Consider the following 20,062-nt stretch of genomic DNA (forward strand, 5'->3'; position numbering starts at 1 on the left):
TAATCCTCAAAACACCACAAAACCAACCCTGTGCATAGAGGGGGGCAGCTGTCTCGTGGCTGAGAAGCTGATCGCAAACCTGCAGACGAACCGCGGCAATATCAAGGTAGAACTCTTCCCCACCAAGGCGCCGAAGACGGTGCGCAACTTCGTGGAGCTGGCCGAAGGCTCCCGTGAGTGGACGCATCCGGGCACCGGCGAGAAGAGCACCGGCCGCTACTACGACGGCACGATCTTCCACCGGGTGATCTCCGGCTTCATGATCCAGGGCGGCGACCCGCTCGGCCAGGGCATCGGCGGCCCCGGCTACGAGTTCGACGACGAGATCCACCCGGAGCTCTACTTCAACCGCCCCTACCTGCTCGCCATGGCCAACGCCGGCATCCGCTTCGGCAAGGGCACCAACGGCTCGCAGTTCTTCATCACGGTCGTGCCGACGCCGCACCTCAACGGCAAGCACACGATCTTCGGTGAGGTCGTCGAGGGCCAGGAGGTCGTCGACGCCATCGCCAAGACCCGCACCGACCGCCGCGACCGCCCGGCGGAGGACGTCATCCTGGAGTCGGTCACCATCGACCGCGTCCAGGCCTGACGGCCCACCCGCCGCCCGCCCGCCCCGCCCCCGCTACGCCGGGGGCGCCGGCCGGGCTCGCCCTTCACCGATCGGCCCTCACGCGGCATGGTCGCGCAAGCCTTAGGCTTCGGTCATGACCAGCCAGCCGCCGAGCCCGCCCCCGCAGCCCGAGCAGCCCGCTGAGGCGGTGCCCACGTGCTACCGGCACCCCGACAGGGAGACCTGGGTCCGCTGCCAGCGTTGCGAGCGTCCCATCTGTCCCGACTGCATGCGTGATGCCGCCGTCGGCTTCCAGTGCCCCGAGTGCGTCGCCGAAGGCAACAAGGGCATCCGCCAGGCCAAGTCCACGTTCGGCGGCAACGTCGTACGCACGCCCATCGTCACGTACGTCATCCTGGCCCTCAACGTCCTGGTCATCGGCTCCCAGTTCGTCCTCGGCGATCGCCTCCTCAGCGAGCTGGTGATGTACGCGCCGGCGGTCGCCGAAGGCGACCAGTACTACCGCCTGATCACTGCCGCGTTCTCCCACCAGGACCTGGTCCACATCCTGTTCAACGGCTGGGCCATCTTCGTCATCGGCCCCTATCTCGAACGGGCCTTCGGGCACTGGCGCTACCTGGCCCTCTACCTGCTCAGCGCGCTGGGCGGCTCGGTGCTCGGCTTCTGGCTGGACCCGGTGAACACGGTGACGCTGGGCGCCTCCGGAGCCGTCTTCGGGATGTTCGGCGCCGTCTTCGTGGTGGGGCGCAAGCTCAACCTCGACGTGCGAGGCATCGCCGTGATCATCGCGCTCAACCTGGCCATCACGTTCGTGCTGCCCATCATCTCCGGCATCGGCATCAGCTGGACCGGGCACGTCGGCGGCCTGATCACGGGCACGCTGCTGTGCCTGGCGCTGGTCCACGCCCCGAAGACGAACAGGGCGCTGTGGCAGGGGCTGGCGATCGCTGGAGCGCTGGCCGTCTTGGTGGCGCTCGTGCTGGTCCGCGTCCCAGCGATTGTCAGCTTCGTCGGCTGAGCTTCCCCAGGCTGTGGAAAAGGCTGTGGAAAGAACTAACGCCAGCGGGTGGAAAGAACCACACCGAAGATGATGAAAACAAACCCGATCAACAGGTTCCAGTTCTGGAGGTCGCTGAAGAACGGCGCCTGTGGTGCGACGTAATAGATCGCGATCCACAGGATGCCGATGATCCATGCGGCGACCATCGTGGGGGCCAGCCAGCGCGGGCTGACCTTGACCTGCTGAGACCTCTGCGGCGGCGTGTAAACCGCCTTCTTGCGAGCCTTGGACTTGGGCACTGGGTAACTCCTGCTGAGGGCCTGGGCATCCGGATCGTCCACAGGCTCTTCGTTTAGCGTAGTTGAAGCGTGCCCCAGGATAGTCGCCACGCGCACGACATGGCGATCCCCAGGGCCCGCATCGCTGCCGAATACGCTGATCGAATGCGGGCCACGCTCCGGGCCGTGGGGGAGCTCAGCATCACCGCGGGCCTGATCCTCATGCTGTTCTGCGCGTACCTGCTCTGGGGTACCGGCGCCTACACCCAGAGCCAGCAGTCGCTGCTGCGCAGCGAGCTGGCCGCGAAGAAGCCCGGCCAGGTGAAGGTCCGGCCCGGGCAGGCACTCGCGATGCTGCGCATCCCCAGGCTGGGCCGCGACTACCAGTACGCCGTGGTCGAGGGCGTCGGGGCCGAGCAGCTCAAGAAGGGCCCCGGCCACTACCCCGACAGCGCCATGCCCGGCCAGGTCGGCAACTTCGTGCTCTCCGGGCACCGCACCACGTACGCGGCCCCGTTCAACGAGATCGACGAGCTCGAACGCGACGACGAGATCGTGGTCGAGACCCGCGACGCCCGCCACACCTACCGCGTCACCTCGCAGGACATCGTCAAGCCCGACGAGATCGACGTGCTCGCCCCCGTGCCCGGCAAGCCCGACATCCGCCCGATCCGCGCCTTCATCACGCTGTCCACCTGCCATCCCGAGTACTCGGCCGCCGAGCGCCTGATTGTCTACGGTGTGCTGAAGGAGAGCGAACCACGCGAGGAGTGACATGTACGCCTGGCTCTGGCGCAAGCTGCCCGGCCGCCCGCGCACCCGCATCCTGACGGCCGTCGCGCTGGTCGCCGCCGCGGGGGCCGTACTCTGGTATGCGGTGTTCCCGCTCCTGGAGCCCGTGGTGACGCTCGACGAGGTGACCGTAAGGAAATGACGCGCGTGCTGGTCGTGGACAACCACGACAGCTTCGTCCACACGATCGTGCAGTACCTGCGCGAGCTCGGCGCCGACTGCGACGTGCGGCCGCGCGACGACGTACGCGTGCACGACGCCGACGGCTTCGACGGCGTGCTCATCAGCCCGGGCCCCGGCACCCCCGAGGCGGCCGGCGTGAGCGTCCCCCTGGTGCACCACGCGGCCGGGAGCAACCGGCCGCTGCTCGGCGTCTGCCTCGGCCACCAGGCCATCGCCGTGGCCTACGGCGCCACCGTCACCCGCGCGCCCGACCTCTTCCACGGCCGCACCAGCGCCATCACGCACGACGGCAAGGGCGTGTTCGAGTCGTTGCCCTCACCCGTGCGCATGACCCGCTACCACTCGCTGGCCGTGCTGCCCGAGACCGTGCCCGCCGTGCTCGACGTGACCGCCCGTACGGAGGACGGGGTCATCATGGGCCTGCGGCACCGTGTGGCGCCCGTCGAGGGCATCCAGTTCCACCCCGAGTCCGTGCTGTCCGAGCACGGCCACCGGCTGCTCGAAAATTGGCTGCGCGCAATCGTGTAACAAACGTCTCGCGCAGAGCGACGTACAAGTGAGCGTCCCCGCCGTTGCCCCCGAGCGGCGGGGGCGTTCTCTGTTTCCCACGACACACCCCCGTACATGCGGAAGGGCCGCCCCCTGAGGGGCGGCCCTTCGCCGTGCGTGCGGGACCTCAGCCGCCGAAGTCGCCGCCGAGGCCGTCGTCACCGATCGGGTTGTCGTCGGTGGGCTCGTCCGTCGGGAAGTCGTCGGTCGGCTCGTCCGTCGGGAAGTCGTCCGTCGGCTGATCCGTCGGGAACCCGTCGGTCGGCTGATCCGGCGGGCCGGTCGAGACCACGATCGTGATCGCCGTGTTGGACGCCACCTTGGCGCCCTCACCCGGGTTCTGCTGCACCACAGTGCCCTCGGGCACCTCGTTCGACGCCTGCGGGACGACCCTGACCTTGAGGCCCGCGCCCTGGAGCTGCGCCTTGGCGTCCTCCTCGGTGAGGCCCATCACGCTGGGCACCTCGATGAGCGCCTTCGGGACGAACAGGGTGACGGAGCCGCCCTCCTCGATCTCCGTGCCGGCCTTGGGGTCGGTGGCGACGACCGTGCCCTGCGTCTTGGCCGAGTTCCGGGTCTTGATGACACCGGTCAGGCCCGCCTCCTCCAGGGCCTTCACGGCGTCGGCCTGCGGCATGCCGACGAGGTTGTCGGGCACCTTGACCTTCTTGGGGCCGCTGGAGACGACCAGCTTGACCGCCGAGTTCTTCTCGACCTTGGTGCCGGCCTTGGGCTCCGTCCGGATGACGGCGTCCTTTTCGACCTCGGTGCTGGCCTCCTGCACCACCTCGACCTTGAGCTCGAGGTCGGTGAGCTGACCCTCCGCGTACGACCGCTCCTGCGAGGCCAGGTCGGGGATCTGCACCTGGCTGTCGGTCGGCGTGCCCCCGCCGCCGCTGAACACCACGTAGCCGACCGTGATGAACCCGCCGATGATGAGCAGCGGGATGATGATCCACAGCGCGGTCTTGAGCGCGTTGCCGCCGCCCGAGGCCCTGCGCCGGCCGCCGCGCCCGCCGCCCTCGTCGTACTCGTACGGCGGGACCGCGGTGGTGCGCTGCGTGGCCGGCCCGTGAGCCGCCTGCGTGGCGGTCATCATGCGCGTGCCCTGGCCGAAGTTGCTCGTCATCGCCGTCGTCTGGGCGTCGACCGGCATGCCGGACATCGCGCGCTGGATGTCGGCGCGCATCTCGCCCGCGTTCTGGTAGCGGTGCGCCGGGTCCTTGGCCATGGCCTTGAGCACGATGGCGTCGGCCCACTGCGGGATCTCCGGGTCGATCTGGGACGGCGGGATGGGTTCCTCGCGCACGTGCTGGTAGGCGATCGCGACCGGGGAGTCGCCGGTGAACGGCGGCTGGCCGGTCAGCAGCTCGTACAGCACGCAGCCGGTGGAGTAGATGTCGCTGCGCGCGTCGACGCGCTCGCCGCGCGCCTGCTCCGGCGACAGGTACTGGGCGGTGCCGATCACCTGGGCCGTCTGCGTCATCGTGGCCGCGGAGTCGGCCATCGCGCGCGCGATGCCGAAGTCCATCACCTTGACGTCGCCGGCACGCGTGATCATCACGTTGGCCGGCTTGATGTCGCGGTGCACGATGCCGCCGCGGTGGCTGTAGTCGAGCGCGCGCAGGATGCCGTCGACCAGCTCGGCCGCCCGCTCGGGCATCAGCCGCCGGTCCTGGCGCAGCAGGTCGCGCAGCGTCCTGCCGTCGACGTACTCCATCACGATGTACGGCACGGGAGTGCCGTCGGTGACATCCTCGCCGGTGTCGTAGACAGCGACGACGGCCGGGTGGTTCAGGGAGGCCGCCGACTGCGCCTCACGGCGGAACCGGGCCTGGAAGGTGTGGTCGCGCGCCAGGTCGGAGCGGAGGGTCTTGATCGCGACTATGCGGTCCAGCCGGATGTCTCGGGCGCGATACACCTCGGCCATGCCGCCGCGCCCGACGACGCCGTCGAGCTCGTAGCGACCTCCGAGTAGCCGAGGCTGAGTCATTTCCTGCACTGTCCCTTACCGTTCATCTTGGGTACCGGCCTGCTCGGGGGGCCGCCGGTGTCCATCATCGACCCCATGGCGCATCACGTCTCCTCCTTGGGCGGGTTCGTATCACCCGGGTCCGGCGAGGCGGTGGGTGTCGGAGTTGTCGGTGTAGTGGTGGGCGTTGGGGTCGTCGGGGTGGGCGTAGGGGGCCGGGTGGTGGTGGTCCGGGTCGGTTTCGGCGTCGGCTTCTTGGTAGGAGTAGCCGACTTGCTTACGGTAGCCGACGGTGAGGGTATAGGGTTCGTCGACTTCACCGGAACCACCGGGGGCCGCCGCGTCTTCGTCTTCGTCTTCGTCGGCCTCACCCGCGGCTGCGTCGGCGTGGCCGTGACCGGCGGCTGCGACGGCTCCGCCACCTCGGGCGCCGTGCTCGGCTGCTCGCGGTTGGCGAACGTCACCGCCGTGAGCCCCACCGCCGCCACGCAGCCCGCCGTGGCGACCAGCGCCAGCGTCCTGGCGCCCCTGCGCCTGCCCGACGGCCTGTCCTGCACCGTGGTGGCCGGGGCGAGGTCGTCGGTCACCCGCTCGTCCTCGGGGGCCGGCTCGCGGACGCGGAAGCCGCCGGGGTCGGTGAGCATGCTGAGCTCGGGAACGTGCTCGACGCCCGCCAGCGACTCGCGCAGCACGTACGCCCGGTCGGCCACCTCCAGCGCCGAGCCGGGGCGCTGCGCGGGCTCCTTGGCCAGCAGCGCCATGACCAGCTCCCGCACCTGTGCGGGCACGTCCACGCCGAGCGGCGGCGGCTGCTCGTTGAGGTGCTGCAGCGCGATCGCCACCTGGCTGTCCCCGCGGAACGGCGTGCGTCCCGCCAGGCACTCGTAGGCCACCACGCCCAGGGAGTACAGGTCCGTCGCGGGCGTGAGCGGGAAGCCCTGCGCCTGCTCGGGGCTGACGTACTGGGCGGTGCCCAGCACGGTGCCGGTCTGCGTCACCGGCGCCGCCTCCAGGGCCCGCGCGATGCCGAAGTCCGTCACCTTGATGGTGCCCTCGGGGGTGACCAGCAGGTTGCCGGGCTTGATGTCGCGGTGGATGATGCCCGCCGAGTGGGCCGCGTGCAGCGCCTTGGCGGTCTGGTGCACCACGTCGAGCGCCACCTCGGGCCCGATGGCCCCGTTGCGGGCCAGGATGGCCGACAGCGGCTCGCCGTGCACCAGCTCCATGACGAGATAGGCCAGCTCGCTCTGCTCGCCGTAGTCGAAGATCTGCGCCACCCCCGGGTCCGCCAGCGCGGCCGTCAGCCGCGCCTCGTTGCGGAACCGTTCACGGAAGGTGGGATCGGCGTAGATGTGGCTGCGCAGGATCTTCACCGCCACCTCGCGCCCGAGCAGTTCGTCACGGGCGCGCCAGACCTCTCCCATACCGCCCGTGGCGATGCGGGAGACCAGAAGGTAGCGGTTACGGAGCCGCATGACCCAGCAGGTTACCGTCACTCACTTGTTCAGCACCGCCTCCAGCACGGCCTTTGCGATCGGCGCGGCGGTGTGGCCGCCGGTCGCCTCCGCCCCGACGTTGGCCGCGCCGGACTCGACGATGACCGCGAGGGCCACCTTCGGGTCCTCGGCGGGCGCGAAGGAGATGAACCAGGCGTGCGGCGGCGCGCCGTCGGCGGTCTCCGCGGTGCCTGTCTTACCCGCTACTTGGACGCCCGGGACCTGCGCCAGGTTGGCGGTGCCGTTGCTCACGACGCTCGCCATCATCTCGCGCAGCTTGGCGGCTGTCTCGGGGCTGACCGCGTCCGTCTTCAGCTCGTCGGGCTCGGCCTCCTCGATCGTGTCGTTCTTGGCGTCAGTGATCTTGTTGACCAGGTACGGCTTCATCACCGTGCCGTCGTTGGCGATGCCCGCCGCGATCATGGCCATCTGCAGCGGCGTCATCCGGTTGTCGCGCTGCCCGATCGAGGCCATGGCCAGCGCGGCCTTGTCGTAGTCCTTGCCGAAGTCGCTCTGGGCGGCGGCCATGGGCACGGACACCGGCGTGCCCATGCCGAACTTCTCCGTCTGCTCCTTCATCGTCTCGAAGCCCAGCTCCATGCCCATCGAGGCGAAGGGCGTGTTGCAGGACTTCTCCAGCGCGTACACCAGCGTCACCCGGCCGCTGCCGCAGGCCGCGCCGCCGTAGTTGGGCAGGCTGATGTTCGTGTTGGGCAGGGGCAGCCGCTGCGGCGCCTCCACGGTCGTCTGCGGGCCGCGCGAGGAGTCGGCCTCCAGGTACGCCGCCATCGTCACGACCTTGAACGTCGAGCCCGGCGGGTACGTCTGCGAGATGGTGCGGTTGAGCAGCGGCTGGCTCTTGTCCGCGTCCAGCTCGTCGTACCTCTTGAAGACCGTGCCCTTGTCGGTGCCCGACAGCTCCGCCGGGTCGAACGTGGGCAGCGAGACCATCGCCAGGATCGCCCCCGTCTTGGGGTCGAGCGCGATCACGGCGCCGCGCTTGCCGCTGTTGCGCAGCGCGTCGTAGGCCGCCTTCTGGGCCTTCGGGTTGATCGTGAGATCGACGCTGGCGCCCCTGGTCGGCTCGCCCGTGAACAGGTCGATGCTGCGCCGCAGCAGCAGGTCGGCGCTGGAGCCGTCGAGCAGGGCGTTCTCGCTGCGCTCGATCGCGCTCTCGCTCTCGGGCGAGAAGTAGCCCGTGACGTGCGCGTACAGCTTGCCGTCGGTGTACTTCCTGACGAACTTGAAGTCGTTGTCCTTGGTCTCGACGGACTGCGCGAGCACCTTGCCGCCGGCCGTGATGCGGCCCCGCTCGATGGCGTAGCGGTCGTAGTAGTTGCGGGTGTTGCGCGCGTCCGTGCGGTACTCCTCCGCCCGTACGGCCTGGAGGAAGTTCACGTTGATCATCAGGAGCGCGAACATGGCCAGGCACGCCACGGCCACGCGCTTCAGAGTGCCGTTCATCGCTGGAACACCTGCGTCAGTCCTTCGTTCTGGATCGCTTGAGGCGGGGGGCGTCTGGCGGCATCTGACGTTCGTACCAGCAGCGCGATAAGGATCCAGTTAGCCAGGAGGGCCGAGCCACCCTGGGACATGAACGGCGTCACCAGGCCGGTCAGCGGAATGAGGTTCGTCACGCCTCCGACGATGATGAAGACCTGCCAGGCCAGGATGAACGACAGGCCGCCCGCCAGGAGCTTGGAGAAGGGGTCGCGGGCCGCAAGCGAGGTGCGCAGGCCGCGCTGGACGATCAGCGCGTAGATCATCAGGATCGCCATCAGCCCGGTCAGGCCGAGCTCCTCGCCGGTGGCGTTGAAGATGAAGTCGGAGAAGGCCAGCGGGATCAGCTCGGGGTGGCCCTGACCGAGCCCGGTACCCAGGATGCCGCCGGCGCCCAGGCCGAACAGGCCCTGCATGATCTGGTAGCTGCCGCCGAACTCGCGCTCGTAGTACTCGTCGGAGCCGGGGTTGAGCCAGACGTCGAAGCGGTCGCCCACGTGGGAGAAGAGCTGCCCGGCCAGGAACGCGCCGCCGACGAACAGCAGGATGCCGATGAGCACCCACGACGTGCGCTGGGTGGCGATGTAGAGCATCACCACGAAGCCGCCGAACAGCAGCAGCGACGAGCCCAGGTCCTTCTGCAGCACCAGCACGCCGATGGCGACCGCCCAGGTGATCAGCACCGGGCCGAGGTCGCGCGCCCTGGGCAGGTCGATGAAGAGCAGCCGGCGCCCGGCCAGCGCCAGCACGTCGCGCTTGGCGACGAGGTAGCCGGCGAAGAAGACGACCAGAGCGATCTTGGCGAACTCGGCCGGCTGGATGGTCGCCGAGCCGAACCCGATCCAGATGCGCGCGCCGTTGATCTCCTTGCCCAGCCCGGGCACCAGTGGTGAGACGAGCAGGACCACTCCGACCAGCCCGGCCGTGTACGTCATCCGCTGCAACGCCCGGTGGTCACGCAGCACCAGCAGCGTCACGGCGAAGAGCACGACGCCGATCCCGGTCATGATGATCTGGTTCGTCGCGGATGCGCCCTTCATGGGAGCGCTCTCCAACCGGTAGATCATCACCAGGCCGATGCCGTTGACCAGCGTCACCAGCGGCAGGATCAGCGGGTCGGCCCAGGGGGCGAACTTGGCCAGCACCAGGTAGGCGGCCAGCATCAGGCCACCCAGGCTCAGGCCGTACGTCAGCATGCCCGCGGGCACCTGGCCGTCGATCGCCAGACCCACGTTGGCGTACGCGCCCATGATGATCAGCACCGCGAGGGCGAGCATGATCAGCTGCGCCCCGCGCCGCTTGGCCGGCATCGGGACGGGGGAGACGGCGACTTCGCTCATCTACTGCTGTTTCGTCTTGGTGGCGGTGGCGGACACGGTAGGCGTGGGGGTGGGGCTCGCCTCCGCGGTGGCCTCTTCCTTCGGTTCTGAGTCGGCGAACTTCAAGCTGTTGATCCTCGTTATGCCTTCGGCCTCGGTGGTGACCGGGATGCCGCTCTTGATCAGAGCCTGGTCCGCCTCCGACAGGCTGGACAGCTTCTTGCCTGTGGGCTTGGAGACGTGGAACAGCGGGATAGGCCCCAGCTCCCTCTGGATCCCTTGGAACACGACCACCTCGTCGCCCCTCGCTCCGACGAAGAACTGGTCCTGAGTCCACTGCCATCCAAAGTAGCCGCCGACGCCGACGGCCACGACGCCAATGCCGAACACGGTGACCAGCACGGGCCACACGCGACGACGCCTGCCCGACCGCCGGGACGCCTGGGGGGCGTCCGGCTCGTCGAACTCGTCATCGGTGATCACCGGCTGGGGTGCGGTCACCGCGTTGGCTCGCCCCGGCGAGGTGTCCTGCGGACTGCCGTGCAGCCGGGCCATGCCCGCGGCGCCGACGACGGCGGCCTCGGCCGGCACCTGCTGACCGTCGGTGATCTCCAGCACGTCGGCCAGCACGCACGTGATGTTGTCCGGCCCGCCCCCTCTGTTGGCCAGGTCGATGAGCTGGCGGACGACCTCTTCCGGGTCGTCGATGTTGGTGAGCGTGGCGTGCAGCGTCTCGGCGCTCACCACGCCCGACAGGCCGTCGGAGCACAGGAGGTAGCGATCGCCCACCTGCGCCTCGCGGAGCGTGAGGTCGGGATCGACCTCGCCGCTGCCGTCGAGCGCGCGCAGCAGGATCGAGCGCTGCGGATGCGTGGCCGCCTCTTCCGGTGTGATGCGCCCGTCGTCGACGAGCTGCTGCACCAGCGTGTGGTCATGCGTGATCTGGTAGAGCTCCCCGCGTCTGAGCAGGTAGGCGCGCGAATCGCCCACGTGCACCAGCGCGACCTGGGTGCCGTTCCAGAGCATGGCCGTCAGAGTCGTGCCCATGCCTTTGAGGCTGGGATCCCGCCCCACCATTTCGTGCAGCTTGCGGTTGGCGTCGCGTACCGCTGCCTCGATGGCGTTGAGCAGGTCACCCCCCTGTTGGGCCTCTTCCAGAGAGGCCATGGCGGCGATGGCGACTGAGCTCGCCACCTCGCCGTGTGCGTGCCCGCCCATGCCGTCGGCGACGGCGAGCAGGCGGCCGCTAGCGTACGCCGAGTCCTCGTTCCCTTCGCGGAGGAGGCCGACGTCCGAGCGGGCGGCGTAGCGGAGTGCGATGGTCATTTGCGCAATTCAATGACTGTTTTGCCGACGCGGATCGGAACACCGAGCGGCACCGGGGTCGGGCGGGTGACTTTCGAGCGGTCGAGATACGTGCCGTTGGTGGACCCAAGATCTTCCACGATCCATTGACCGTCCTGAGGAAAGAGCCGGGCGTGCCGGCTGGAAGCGTAGTCGTCGGTGACTACCAGCGTGGCGTCATTGGCCCGGCCAATGGTGATGGGCGTCTCCGTGAGGTCGATGGTGGTGCCTTGGAGTGGGCCACCGGTGACGATGAGCTGGCGTGGCTCGCCCTTCTTGCTCTTGGGCTTGACCACGGGTTTGGCTGGTTTCGCGGCCTTACGTGCGCCCGCGGGAGCCGTGCGTGAGCCGAACAAGTCAGTCCGGATCACGCCGACTGCGGCAATGACGAAGAACCACAGCACCGCCAGGAAAGCGAGCCGGATCAGCAGCAGCGTGAGCTCGGACATGGACCGTCTGTCTACCCCTAATCGCGCCGGAACACCAGAGTCGTACGCCCCAACGTCACTCGCGTGCCGTTCTGGAGCTCGATCCTGCGTACCGGCTGGCCATTGACGAAAGTGCCGTTCGTCGATCCGAGATCCACGAGAACCACGGTCTGGCCCTCGACGCGCAGCTCCGCATGGTGCCGCGACACTCCTGGATCGACGAGACGAAGATCGCAGTCGGTGCCCCTGCCGAGCAAGGTCACCGGAGTGGTGAGCTCGTAGGAGCGGTCGCCCTGCGGATCATCCTGGGTGGAGACGAGCAGCCGTGGCCGCCCGTTGAACGCGCCGGGCCTCGACGGAGGCAGGTCGCTCGCCGGCTGGCGGATCTCGTCCTGCTCGACCGTCGCGCCACGGATGACGCCCGATCTGATGCGGAACAATCCCACAGCCAGGTCGCCGGCGGTCTCGAAGCGAACCCGGACCGGTCCCACAAAGGAGTAGCCCTGTTCCTTGGCGTACTCCCTGGCGAGGTTGGCCAGCTCGTGGCTGATGCTGTCGGCGTAGACCTCCAGCCTCTCGCTGTCGGTCGTCGACAGCTCCACCACGAAGTCGTTGGGCACGAGCGTGCGACCTTGAGCGACGATCGCCGCACGCTCATCCATCTCCCGCTGAACCGCGCTGGCGACCTCGACCGGCTGAAGGTCAGATTTGAACGCCCGCGCAAAGGCTCCCTCCACCAGGCCTTCGAGCCTTCGCTCGAAGCGCTGAAGGACTCCCACCGGGTACCTCCCTTCCTCCGTGCATATGATCGCGGCCCCGAGACGCTATCGGCGCCCGGTCTCCGCTCGTTCCACGTGACGGTCTTCCAGGCGCTCGTCGGCCCTCGCGCCCAGCTCCTCCGCTCCCGTGTCTTATGCGATCGTATCCGGGTTCAGTACCAGTGGCTGTTCCGTGCTAATGTTCTTTCCGCACCCACAAGGGCGGGTGGCGGAACGGCAGACGCGCACGGTTCAGGTCCGTGTGTCCGAAAGGACGTGAGGGTTCAAATCCCTCCTCGCCCACTCAGGGTCACCGATGAAATCGGCAGACCCACACTGACGAAACAAGCCCCGGTTCGCAAGAGCCGGGGCTACTTCTTTGTCGCGACCTTGTCAGTACGGGCTGTGCTCCGCATGGAGACCCTGGATGCCCTCACTTGCAGATCACTTTCGAATGGCCTGAGTGATTTAGCTCACACTGCCGTGCCGAGGTGAAACGGGGGCGCGCCGGTCCGGCGGCCCCCGCACACCTGTTCTACGCCGCTCTGGTGTCCAGCAGCTCGCCGACCAGGTCGGTGAGGCTCACCATCCCGATGACCTCCTGCGCCGCGTTCGTCACCAGGGCCAGGTGGGACCTGGCCTCCTGCAGGGCCGTGACGGCCTCGGGCACCTGGGTGGTGCACGGCAGCCTGGGCAGCGGCCTGATCAGGTCCGCCGCCTTGCTCTCCGGCTTCAGCAGGGCCTCCCGGACGTGCAGGGCGCCCTCCACGCCCTGCGGACCCTCCACCAGGAGCCTCAGGTGGGCGCTGCCCGCCGCCGTCGATCTGATCTCGGCGGCCGTCGCCGTCGCCCTGACCTTGACCGCCCGGTCGATGGGCACCATGAGGCGCTCGATGCCCTCGTCGTCCAGGCGCAGGGCCCTGGTCAGGAGGTCGTGCTCCTCCCGGTCCAGCAGGCCCATCCGGCCCGACTCGCCCACCAGCATGGCGAGCTGGCGCGGGGTCCTGGTCGTGGCCAGCTCGTCCCTCGCCTGGACGCCGAAGAGGTGCAGGATCAGGTTCGTCAGCGCGTTCAGCGTCGAGAGCAGCGGGCGCATGACCGTGGTGAAGGCCCTGAACGGGAAGGTCAGCAGGAGCGCCGCCCGCTCGGGGTGGGTCAGGGCCCACGACTTCGGGGCCATCTCGCCGATGACCATGTGCAGGAACGTCACCAGGGCCAGGGCGATCACCAGCGCGATGGGCAGCCGCATGGCCTCGGGGACGCCTATCGCGGCGAAGACCGGCTCCAGGTAGTGCTCCAGCGCGGGCTCCGTCACCTGGCCGAGGCCCAGGGTGCACAGCGTGATGCCGAGCTGGGCGCCCGCCAGCATCAGGGAGAGCTGGCGGCTGCCACCCGCGGCCGATCTGGCCGCGATCCTGACGAGCCGGTTGCCGCCCGCCGCCATCTCCTCCAGGCGATGCCGCCTGGAGGAGACGAAGGCGAACTCCGCCGCCACGAAGAGCGCGTTGAAGGCCAGCAGCGCGAGGCTTAGAATGATCATGGTCATCGGGACGTCGCCTCCGCGTGCCGCAGCGGCGTCAGGCGCACCCATTCGGGCACCCGCCGGTTGAGCGAGATCACCGTCAGCTCCGCCTGGTGCCCCTCCACGTCTTCCGCGAAGGGGTCGGTGTTGGTGTCGATCGGTACGGTCACCGTGTCGCCGGGGTTGGGCATCCTGCCCAGCTCGGCCAGCACCAGGCCGGCGAGGGTGTCGTAATCGTCGCTCTCCGGCAACGCCACCCCTGTCGCGCGCTCGACCTCGTCGAGGCGGAGGCTGCCCGGCACCTCCCAGATGCCGCCCGGGTGCTCGACGGCGCCCACCGGCTCGGGGTCGTTCTCGTCCACCAGCTCACCGACCAGCTCCTCGGCCAGGTCCTCGATGGTGATGACGCCTGCCAGGCCGCCGTACTCGTCGATGACGCAGACGATGTCGTCCTTGGCCGCTCGCATCCTGTCGAGGACGGCCGGGAGCGGGACCGAGTCGGGCACCAGCAGGGCGGGGCGGGTGATCGCGGAGATGCTGCCCTCCTCCAGGCCGGACGTGAGCAACTCGCGCACGCCCGTGACGCCTGTCACGTCGCCGTCCTCGCCGACCACGGGGTAGCGGGAGTGGCCGCACTCGCGCATGACTTCGAGAAGGTCGCTGATCGGCTGCGAGGCACGCAGGACCACCACCCGGGGGCGGGGGACCATGATCTCCTCCGCCGTGCGGTCGCCGAACTCCAGCGCCCGCTCCAGGAGGTCGGAGAGCCTGGGCGGCAGCTCGCCCGCCTGGGTCGACTCCGCGATGATGCGGGAGAGCTCCTCGGGGGTGGCGCCGTGCTCCACCTCCTCCACGGGCTCGATGCCGACGCGCCTGAGCAGGCCGGTCGCGGCCGAGTCGAACAGCTTGACCACCGGGCCCACGATGGCCAGGTAGACCAGCGTGGAGCGGGCCAGGAACTTGGCCACCTGCTCGGGTCTGGCGATGCCCAGGTTCTTGGGCGCCAGCTCGCCGAACACCATCTGCACCACGGTCGCCACGAAGACGCCGGCCGTCACGGAGACACCCGTGATCATGGCCTCGGACAGGCCCGCGCCGGCCAGCCAGGGCCGTATGAGCGTGGCGATCGCGGGCTCGGCCAGGAATCCGACCAGCAGCGCCGTCACCGTGATGCCCAGCTGGGCGCCGGAGAGCATGAAGGACAGGCGGGAGGTGACCTGGAGCGCCTTCTCGGCGGAGGCGTCGCCGGCGGCGGCCTGCTCGCGCAGCACACCCCGGTCGGCGGCGACGAAGGCGAACTCCTGGGCGACGAAGTAACCGGTCGCCGCGGTGAGAAGCAAGAGGGCCAGCAGCCCGAGATAGGCGCTCACCGCAGTGAGCCCTCAGAGGAACCCGTGCCCGTGCACGGGCGAAGACTCCACGGGTCCGGATCGGACACGATCATCCCTTCGATAGAGGTCGTCCATAACCGTAACGACGCTGGTGGCATCTATGTTTCCGCAGTGACTCTCAGCTAGTTCCGCGTACTTTTCCGTGGAGAAACCTTGGCGGAACGTCTTCACTGCTGGGGGGTTGGACGTAGCGTCTATGACAAAGCGAAGGGAAGAAGGCGAAGTGACCGAGGACGACCGGACCCGGGCCATGCGCTCACCAGGCGACGGCCGCCCGCTCCCGCCACGGCCCAGTGACGGCCTGCGCTCGGGGGGCGCGCCCGCTCACCGGCTCCCCTCGGGAGGGCCAGGAGCGCCTACTCACAAGCTTCCCACCGCCGCTCAGGTTCCCGAGTCGCCACGGGTCGAGGAGCCTGCGCGGGCGAACTCGCGGGTCTACGGACGCGAGCGGTCGGGCCGGAACCCGATCAGGCCGTTCAAGTCGCGTGGCGAGGAGCCGCCCAGAGGGCCGGGAGGTCCCGCCGGGGGCCGCCGCGGGCCCGGGGGGCCGCGCAGGAGGATCTCCTGGAAGGCCGTCGTGACCATCGTCGCCGGGCTGCTGGTGGCGTTGCTGGTCGCGGCCGTCGCGCTGTTCTTCGTGATCGACTCGCGGCTGTCGGGCATCGACGGGGTGCTCGACGACTACGAGGGCCGGCCCGCCGACACCCCCGGCACCAACTGGCTGCTCGTCGGCTCCGACAGCCGCAAGGGCCTGACCGCCGCCCAGCGCAGGAAGCTGGCCACGGGGCAGGCCGCCGGGCAGCGTACGGACTCGATGATGCTGCTGCACATCCCCGAGGGCAGCGACAAGCCCACGCTGGTCAGCCTGCCGCGCGACTCGGCCGTCACCATCCCGGGCAAGGGCCGCGACAAGCTCAACTCCGCGTACGCCATCGGCGGCCCCAAGCTGCTCGTCCGCACCGTGGAGACGGTCACCGGGGTGCACGTCGACCACTACATGGAGATCGGCTTCGCCGGGTTCGTGGACATCGTGGACGCCATCGGCGGGGTCGAGATCAACGTGCGCGCGGCCGTGAACGACCCCAAGGCCGGCCTCAACCTCAAGAAGGGCGTCCAGGAGCTCAACGGCTCCCAGGCGCTCGGCTACGTGCGCACCCGCAAGGGCGGCGCGCTGCCCGACTTCGAGCGGACCAAGCGGCAGCGGCAGTTCCTCGGCGCGGTGGTGAAGAAGGCCGCCAGCCCGGGGGTGCTGCTCAACCCGTTCACCTCGATCCCGCTGGCGTTCAGCGCCACGGACGCGGTCGAGGTCGACTCGGGCACGGGCGCGTTCAACATGCTCTCGCTGGGGCTGGCCATGGGCGACAGCCCGACGACCACGGTGGTGCCGTTCGGCGGCAACGAGGTGATCCCGGGCGGTGGCACGGCGGTCAAGTGGGACCGGGTGAAGGCGCTGGCGCTGTTCGACGCGTTGAAGGCCGACAAGCCGGTGCCGAAGGAGATCGTGGACGCCGGCTGAGTCCCGCTCAGCCCCCGCCTCCACCCCCGCCTCCACCCCCGCCTCCGCCGTCGCCGCCTCCGCTGGAGGAGTTGGCGGCCACGACGGCGGAGTTGATGGCGGCGATGGCCTGTGCCACCGCCGCGGCCGCCCAGGCGCCTTCGGCGATGTGCTTGAGGCGCTTCCTGTCCGCGCCGGGGAAGGCCTTGCGGCTGAGGCCGGCGGCGTGGACGAGCGCGATCAGCGCGGCGGTGCGGTCGTCGGGGCCGGCGCCCGCCAGGACGGCGTCGAGCTCCTCGTCGCCCAGCGGAGTCGGGTCCTTGACCACCAGCTTCCTGCCCATCAGCTTCCTGCCGGTCAGCTCCACCCGGTCGCGGACGGCCAGCTCCGCCAGGATCGCGCCGGCGACGGCCGGGTCGAGGTACATGGTGTTGATGAGCGGCTTGCCCTTGTCGTCGCTGTAGGCGAGCAGGAGGAGCTCCTCGGCGATCGTCACCGTCATGCCATGAACACTAATCTCCCAGCCATGAGCATTTCGGATAAGTTGCACGCCATTGGCCGCCCGTTGCTCCAGGCGCAGCTCGACCACGCCACGGTGGCCGGGATCGGGCGCGGGGACCTGCCGGAGCCGGTGTTCCGGTCGTGGCTGGAGCAGGACTACCTGTTCCTGCTGGACTACGTGCGGGTGTTCGCCAGGCTGGCCTGGCAGGCGCCGGACGCTCATCTGGGTGACCTGGTGGATCTGGCGCACACCACCTTCCACGACGAGCTGAGCCTGCACCGGTCGATGTCGGCGGAGTTCGGGGCCGATCTGGAAGGGGCGGTGAAGGGGCCGGCGTGCGCGGCGTACACGGAGTTCCTGCTGGAGTCGGCGAGCTCGTACGGGGAGGGGCTGGCGGCGCTGTACCCGTGCATGTGGGGATATTCGAACCTCGGGCGGATCCTGGCGGAGGACCCGCCCGAGGAGCCGCGGTACCGGGCCTGGGTGGACACGTACGCGGATCCGGGGTTCGCCGCGCTCACGGTGCGGATCGGGCAGATGATCGACGAGGCCCGGCCGGATCCGGCCCGTGCCGAGGAGCTGTTCACCGAGGGGATGACGCACGAGCTGGCGTTCTGGGACGTGCCGTAGCCACCGGGTGGGGACACGTACCCTGGTGGCATGCCCGAACTTCCCGAAGTGGAGTCACTCACCCACTTCCTGCGCGAGCGGGCGGTGGGCCGCACGATCCTCGGCGTCGACGTGGTCGCCATCCAGGCGCTCAAGACGTTCGATCCGCCGGTCACGGCGCTCGGCGGGCTGACCGTCACGGCCGTGGCCAGGCACGGCAAGTTCCTCGACCTCGACTGCGACGGCCTGCACCTGGTCATCCACCTGGCCCGCGCGGGGTGGCTGCGCTGGCGTGACGACCTGTCCGGCGCCAAGCCGGTACGGCCGGGCAAGGGGCCGCTGGCGGTACGGGTCAGGCTGGCGCCCGACGACGAGGGCCTGGCGCCGGGGTTCGAGCTGACGGAGGCGGGGACGCAGAAGCGGCTCGCCGTCTATGTCACGAAAAATCCGGACGAGGTGCCCGGTGTCGCGGCGCTCGGCCCCGACCCGCTCGCCGAGTCCTTCACCGTCGACGCGCTCAGGCGCATCGTCGGCGGCAACCGCACCCAGATCAAGGGCCTGCTGCGCGATCAGAAGGTGATCGCGGGCATCGGGAACGCCTACTCCGACGAGGTGCTGCACGCCGCCAAGATGTCCCCGTTCAAGATCGCGGCCACGCTGACCGACGCCCAGGTCGCCGATCTGCACGAGGCCATCGTCACCACGCTGCGCGACGCGGTCGAGCGCGCGCACGGGCTGGCGGCCAAGGACCTCAAGGCGGAGAAGAAGTCGGGCCTGCGCGTGCACAACCGCGCGGGGCAGTCCTGCGACGTGTGCGGCGACACGATCAGGGAGGTCTCGTTCGCCGACTCGTCGTTGCAGTACTGCCCCACCTGCCAGACAGGCGGCAAGCCACTGGCCGACCGCCGCCTGTCCAAGCTGCTCAAGTAGCGCTCAGCACCTGCTCCTCGGCGGGCTTGCGGGCTCGCGCGCGCAGGCCGGCGACGGCGATGACGGTGGCCAGCAGCGTGGCCGTGACGGGCACCACCAGGGCCGTGCGCATCGCCTCCAGTCCGGCCTCGGCGCCCGTCGCCGCGCCCAGGGCGGCCACGTTGACGGCGGTCACCATCGACAGGCCCAGGGCCGCGCCGAACTGGAACGAGGAGTTGATCAGGCCGCCGGCCAGGCCCTGCTCGTGCTCGGCGATGCCGTCCGTGGCCACGATCGTCAGCGGGCCGTAGACGAAGGCGAACATCAGGCCGATCAGCAGCATCGACGGCAGCATGGCCGCGTACGTCCAGTCCAGGCCCACCCCGAGGAACAGCGCGTACGCCAGCAGCCCCGACACCAGGCCGCCGAGCACGACCTTGGCGTTGCCGTACCGGTTGACCAGCCACGGCGTGAGCGTGGGGGCCAGCACCACGTCCGCGGCGGCCGCCAGCAGGGCCAGCCCCGTCTGGATGGTGGACCAGCCGCGCAGCTCCTGCAGGTAGAGCGTGATCAGGAACTGGAAGCCGAAGAACGAGGCCGTGAGCAGCGCGGCCATGACGTTCGCGCGGACCAGCGGGCCCGAGCGCAGGATCCCCAGGCGGACGAGCGGGCTGGCGGAGCGGCGCTCGACGGCGACGAAGAGCGCGAGCAGGGCCAGGCCCGCGGCGAAGGCCGCGGCCGTCAGGAGCGGGCCGTCGGAGGGGTGTTCCAGGCGGACGACGCCGTAGACGAGCAGGATCATCGCCCCGGTGATGCTGATCGAGCCCGCCACGTCGAAGCCGCCCGTAGCCGCCGGGCGCTCCCCCTGATCCTTGATCAGGGGGATGGCGGCGATCAGGATGACCAGCGCCAGCAGGACCGGGGCGAAGAACACCCAGCGCCAGCCGATCGCGGTCAGCAGCCCGCCGATCACCAGCCCGAGCGCGAAGCCGCCCGCGGCCGTGCCCGCGTAGATGAGCAGGGCCCTGTTGCGCTGCGGGCCCTCGGGGAAGTTCGTGGTGATCAGGGACAGGCCGGCGGGCGTCATGAACGCGGCGGCCACCCCGGTGACGAACCTGGCCACCAGCAGCACCCACCCCTCGTCCGCGAAGCCGCCCAGCCCGGAGAACAGCAGGAACACCACCAGCCAGAACAGGAACATCCGCCGCCGCCCCAGCAGGTCGGCCGCCCGGCCGCCGAGCAGCATGAAACCGCCGTAGCCGAGCACGTACGCGCTCACGACGCCGCTCAGCATGCCGGTGGACAGCCCGAGGTCGGCCCGGATGGACGGGAGGGCGACGTTCAGCATCGCCACGTCGATGCCCTCCAGGAAGATGGCTCCACACAGAACGATCAGTACGCCCCAGGTACGGGCGGTGACAGGCACAACAAGCCCCCGGTT

General features: G+C 69.5%; 20 protein-coding genes and 1 tRNA gene. 9 read left to right on the forward strand and 12 right to left on the reverse strand.

Features of this window, described 5'->3' with window-relative positions; genetic code table 11:
- Positions 1 to 55: 55 nt before the first annotated feature.
- On the forward strand, positions 56 to 592 hold the full coding sequence (locus AB0I79_RS19165; RefSeq protein ID WP_357874486.1) for a peptidylprolyl isomerase: 537 nt from the start codon (positions 56 to 58) through the stop codon (positions 590 to 592).
- A gap of 115 nt (positions 593 to 707) precedes the next feature.
- Positions 708 to 1,592, forward strand: coding sequence for a rhomboid family intramembrane serine protease (locus tag AB0I79_RS19170; protein ID WP_357874489.1), 885 nt, complete (start codon positions 708 to 710; stop codon positions 1,590 to 1,592).
- Between the two features lie 35 nt (positions 1,593 to 1,627).
- Here the strand turns inward: AB0I79_RS19170 and AB0I79_RS19175 are convergent, their stop codons facing one another.
- Complete coding sequence (locus AB0I79_RS19175) at positions 1,628 to 1,873, reverse strand: cell division protein CrgA (RefSeq protein WP_148442372.1); 246 nt, start codon at positions 1,871 to 1,873, stop codon at positions 1,628 to 1,630.
- Positions 1,874 to 2,017: 144 nt separating this feature from the next.
- On the opposite strand from AB0I79_RS19175, the gene AB0I79_RS19180 reads away from it, so the two are divergent.
- The 3 genes from AB0I79_RS19180 to AB0I79_RS19190 are packed head-to-tail and all read left to right on the forward strand — an operon-like array spanning position 2,018 to position 3,355.
- On the forward strand, positions 2,018 to 2,626 hold the full coding sequence (locus tag AB0I79_RS19180; RefSeq protein ID WP_357874492.1) for a class E sortase: 609 nt from the start codon (positions 2,018 to 2,020) through the stop codon (positions 2,624 to 2,626).
- A 1-nt stretch (position 2,627) separates the two neighbouring features.
- Positions 2,628 to 2,786, forward strand: a complete 159-nt coding sequence (locus tag AB0I79_RS19185) for a hypothetical protein (RefSeq protein WP_357874495.1) — start codon at positions 2,628 to 2,630, stop codon at positions 2,784 to 2,786.
- Positions 2,783 to 3,355 carry a gamma-glutamyl-gamma-aminobutyrate hydrolase family protein gene (locus AB0I79_RS19190; RefSeq protein ID WP_357874498.1) on the forward strand — a complete coding sequence of 191 codons (573 nt, stop codon included), beginning with the start codon at positions 2,783 to 2,785 and terminating at the stop codon, positions 3,353 to 3,355. Before AB0I79_RS19185 ends, AB0I79_RS19190 begins: the two co-directional genes overlap by 4 nt.
- Before the next feature lie 148 nt (positions 3,356 to 3,503).
- On the opposite strand, the gene pknB is transcribed toward AB0I79_RS19190, so the two are convergent.
- From pknB to AB0I79_RS19225, 7 genes are all read right to left on the reverse strand, one after another.
- A complete protein-coding gene (gene pknB / locus AB0I79_RS19195; protein WP_357874500.1) occupies positions 3,504 to 5,369 on the reverse strand; it encodes a Stk1 family PASTA domain-containing Ser/Thr kinase in 1,866 nt (621 codons plus the stop codon).
- A gap of 83 nt (positions 5,370 to 5,452) precedes the next feature.
- A complete protein-coding gene (locus tag AB0I79_RS19200; RefSeq protein WP_357874503.1) occupies positions 5,453 to 6,823 on the reverse strand; it encodes a serine/threonine-protein kinase in 1,371 nt (456 codons plus the stop codon).
- A gap of 21 nt (positions 6,824 to 6,844) precedes the next feature.
- The gene (locus tag AB0I79_RS19205; RefSeq protein WP_357874506.1) at positions 6,845 to 8,308 is read right to left on the reverse strand and encodes a penicillin-binding protein 2; all 1,464 of its coding nucleotides are present in this window, start codon (positions 8,306 to 8,308) and stop codon (positions 6,845 to 6,847) included.
- Positions 8,305 to 9,684: an FtsW/RodA/SpoVE family cell cycle protein gene (locus AB0I79_RS19210; RefSeq protein WP_357874509.1), complete on the reverse strand. Its 1,380-nt coding sequence runs from the start codon at positions 9,682 to 9,684 to the stop codon at positions 8,305 to 8,307. Before AB0I79_RS19210 ends, AB0I79_RS19205 begins: the two co-directional genes overlap by 4 nt.
- A complete protein-coding gene (locus tag AB0I79_RS19215) occupies positions 9,685 to 10,989 on the reverse strand; it encodes a Stp1/IreP family PP2C-type Ser/Thr phosphatase (RefSeq protein WP_357874511.1) in 1,305 nt (434 codons plus the stop codon). It abuts the gene before it with no gap.
- On the reverse strand, positions 10,986 to 11,456 hold the full coding sequence (locus AB0I79_RS19220) for an FHA domain-containing protein (RefSeq protein ID WP_357874513.1): 471 nt from the start codon (positions 11,454 to 11,456) through the stop codon (positions 10,986 to 10,988). Before AB0I79_RS19220 ends, AB0I79_RS19215 begins: the two co-directional genes overlap by 4 nt.
- 17 nt (positions 11,457 to 11,473) lie before the next feature.
- On the reverse strand, positions 11,474 to 12,214 hold the full coding sequence (locus AB0I79_RS19225) for a DUF3662 and FHA domain-containing protein (RefSeq protein WP_185111214.1): 741 nt from the start codon (positions 12,212 to 12,214) through the stop codon (positions 11,474 to 11,476).
- Between the two features lie 199 nt (positions 12,215 to 12,413).
- Between AB0I79_RS19225 and AB0I79_RS19230 the strand changes: the two genes are divergently transcribed.
- Positions 12,414 to 12,496 (forward strand) — tRNA-Leu (locus tag AB0I79_RS19230).
- Between the two features lie 232 nt (positions 12,497 to 12,728).
- Here the strand turns inward: AB0I79_RS19230 and AB0I79_RS19235 are convergent.
- Complete coding sequence (locus AB0I79_RS19235; protein ID WP_357874515.1) at positions 12,729 to 13,739, reverse strand: hemolysin family protein; 1,011 nt, start codon at positions 13,737 to 13,739, stop codon at positions 12,729 to 12,731.
- Positions 13,736 to 15,085, reverse strand: a complete 1,350-nt coding sequence (locus AB0I79_RS19240) for a hemolysin family protein (protein WP_357874518.1) — start codon at positions 15,083 to 15,085, stop codon at positions 13,736 to 13,738. Before AB0I79_RS19240 ends, AB0I79_RS19235 begins: the two co-directional genes overlap by 4 nt.
- A gap of 598 nt (positions 15,086 to 15,683) precedes the next feature.
- Between AB0I79_RS19240 and AB0I79_RS19245 the strand changes: the two genes are divergently transcribed.
- Positions 15,684 to 16,622 (forward strand): LCP family protein, encoded by a 939-nt coding sequence (locus AB0I79_RS19245; RefSeq protein ID WP_357874521.1) that lies wholly within the window; start codon positions 15,684 to 15,686, stop codon positions 16,620 to 16,622.
- Between the two features lie 7 nt (positions 16,623 to 16,629).
- Here the strand turns inward: AB0I79_RS19245 and AB0I79_RS19250 are convergent, their stop codons facing one another.
- Positions 16,630 to 17,103: a GPP34 family phosphoprotein gene (locus AB0I79_RS19250; protein ID WP_357874524.1), complete on the reverse strand. Its 474-nt coding sequence runs from the start codon at positions 17,101 to 17,103 to the stop codon at positions 16,630 to 16,632.
- Between the two features lie 24 nt (positions 17,104 to 17,127).
- Here AB0I79_RS19250 and AB0I79_RS19255 point away from each other — a divergent pair, with 24 nt between their 5' ends.
- The gene (locus AB0I79_RS19255) at positions 17,128 to 17,733 is read left to right on the forward strand and encodes a TenA family protein (RefSeq protein WP_357874526.1); all 606 of its coding nucleotides are present in this window, start codon (positions 17,128 to 17,130) and stop codon (positions 17,731 to 17,733) included.
- Between the two features lie 30 nt (positions 17,734 to 17,763).
- Positions 17,764 to 18,642, forward strand: a complete 879-nt coding sequence (locus AB0I79_RS19260; RefSeq protein WP_357874529.1) for a DNA-formamidopyrimidine glycosylase family protein — start codon at positions 17,764 to 17,766, stop codon at positions 18,640 to 18,642.
- Here the strand turns inward: AB0I79_RS19260 and AB0I79_RS19265 are convergent.
- Positions 18,635 to 20,047 carry an MFS transporter gene (locus AB0I79_RS19265; RefSeq protein WP_357874532.1) on the reverse strand — a complete coding sequence of 471 codons (1,413 nt, stop codon included), beginning with the start codon at positions 20,045 to 20,047 and terminating at the stop codon, positions 18,635 to 18,637. The two genes, AB0I79_RS19260 and AB0I79_RS19265, sit on opposite strands and share 8 nt — an antisense overlap.
- Positions 20,048 to 20,062: the final 15 nt, after the last annotated feature.

The organism is Nonomuraea sp. NPDC050202 (assembly GCF_040656115.1).
GTDB lineage: Bacteria > Actinomycetota > Actinomycetes > Streptosporangiales > Streptosporangiaceae > Nonomuraea.

What these genes read in the sequence shown, in the direction of transcription:
- AB0I79_RS19170 (WP_357874489.1), top strand. Translation starts at nt 708, where the DNA reads ATGACCAGCCAGCCGCCGAGCCCGCCCCCGCAGCCCGAGCAGCCCGCT.
- AB0I79_RS19180 (WP_357874492.1), top strand. Translation starts at nt 2,018, where the DNA reads ATGCGGGCCACGCTCCGGGCCGTGGGGGAGCTCAGCATCACCGCGGGC.
- AB0I79_RS19185 (WP_357874495.1), top strand. Translation starts at nt 2,628, where the DNA reads ATGTACGCCTGGCTCTGGCGCAAGCTGCCCGGCCGCCCGCGCACCCGC.
- AB0I79_RS19190 (WP_357874498.1), top strand. Translation starts at nt 2,783, where the DNA reads ATGACGCGCGTGCTGGTCGTGGACAACCACGACAGCTTCGTCCACACG.
- pknB (WP_357874500.1), bottom strand. Translation starts at nt 5,369, where the DNA reads ATGACTCAGCCTCGGCTACTCGGAGGTCGCTACGAGCTCGACGGCGTC.
- AB0I79_RS19200 (WP_357874503.1), bottom strand. Translation starts at nt 6,823, where the DNA reads ATGCGGCTCCGTAACCGCTACCTTCTGGTCTCCCGCATCGCCACGGGC.
- AB0I79_RS19205 (WP_357874506.1), bottom strand. Translation starts at nt 8,308, where the DNA reads ATGAACGGCACTCTGAAGCGCGTGGCCGTGGCGTGCCTGGCCATGTTC.
- AB0I79_RS19210 (WP_357874509.1), bottom strand. Translation starts at nt 9,684, where the DNA reads ATGAGCGAAGTCGCCGTCTCCCCCGTCCCGATGCCGGCCAAGCGGCGC.
- AB0I79_RS19215 (WP_357874511.1), bottom strand. Translation starts at nt 10,989, where the DNA reads ATGACCATCGCACTCCGCTACGCCGCCCGCTCGGACGTCGGCCTCCTC.
- AB0I79_RS19220 (WP_357874513.1), bottom strand. Translation starts at nt 11,456, where the DNA reads ATGTCCGAGCTCACGCTGCTGCTGATCCGGCTCGCTTTCCTGGCGGTG.
- AB0I79_RS19235 (WP_357874515.1), bottom strand. Translation starts at nt 13,739, where the DNA reads ATGACCATGATCATTCTAAGCCTCGCGCTGCTGGCCTTCAACGCGCTC.
- AB0I79_RS19250 (WP_357874524.1), bottom strand. Translation starts at nt 17,103, where the DNA reads ATGACGGTGACGATCGCCGAGGAGCTCCTCCTGCTCGCCTACAGCGAC.
- AB0I79_RS19255 (WP_357874526.1), top strand. Translation starts at nt 17,128, where the DNA reads ATGAGCATTTCGGATAAGTTGCACGCCATTGGCCGCCCGTTGCTCCAG.
- AB0I79_RS19260 (WP_357874529.1), top strand. Translation starts at nt 17,764, where the DNA reads ATGCCCGAACTTCCCGAAGTGGAGTCACTCACCCACTTCCTGCGCGAG.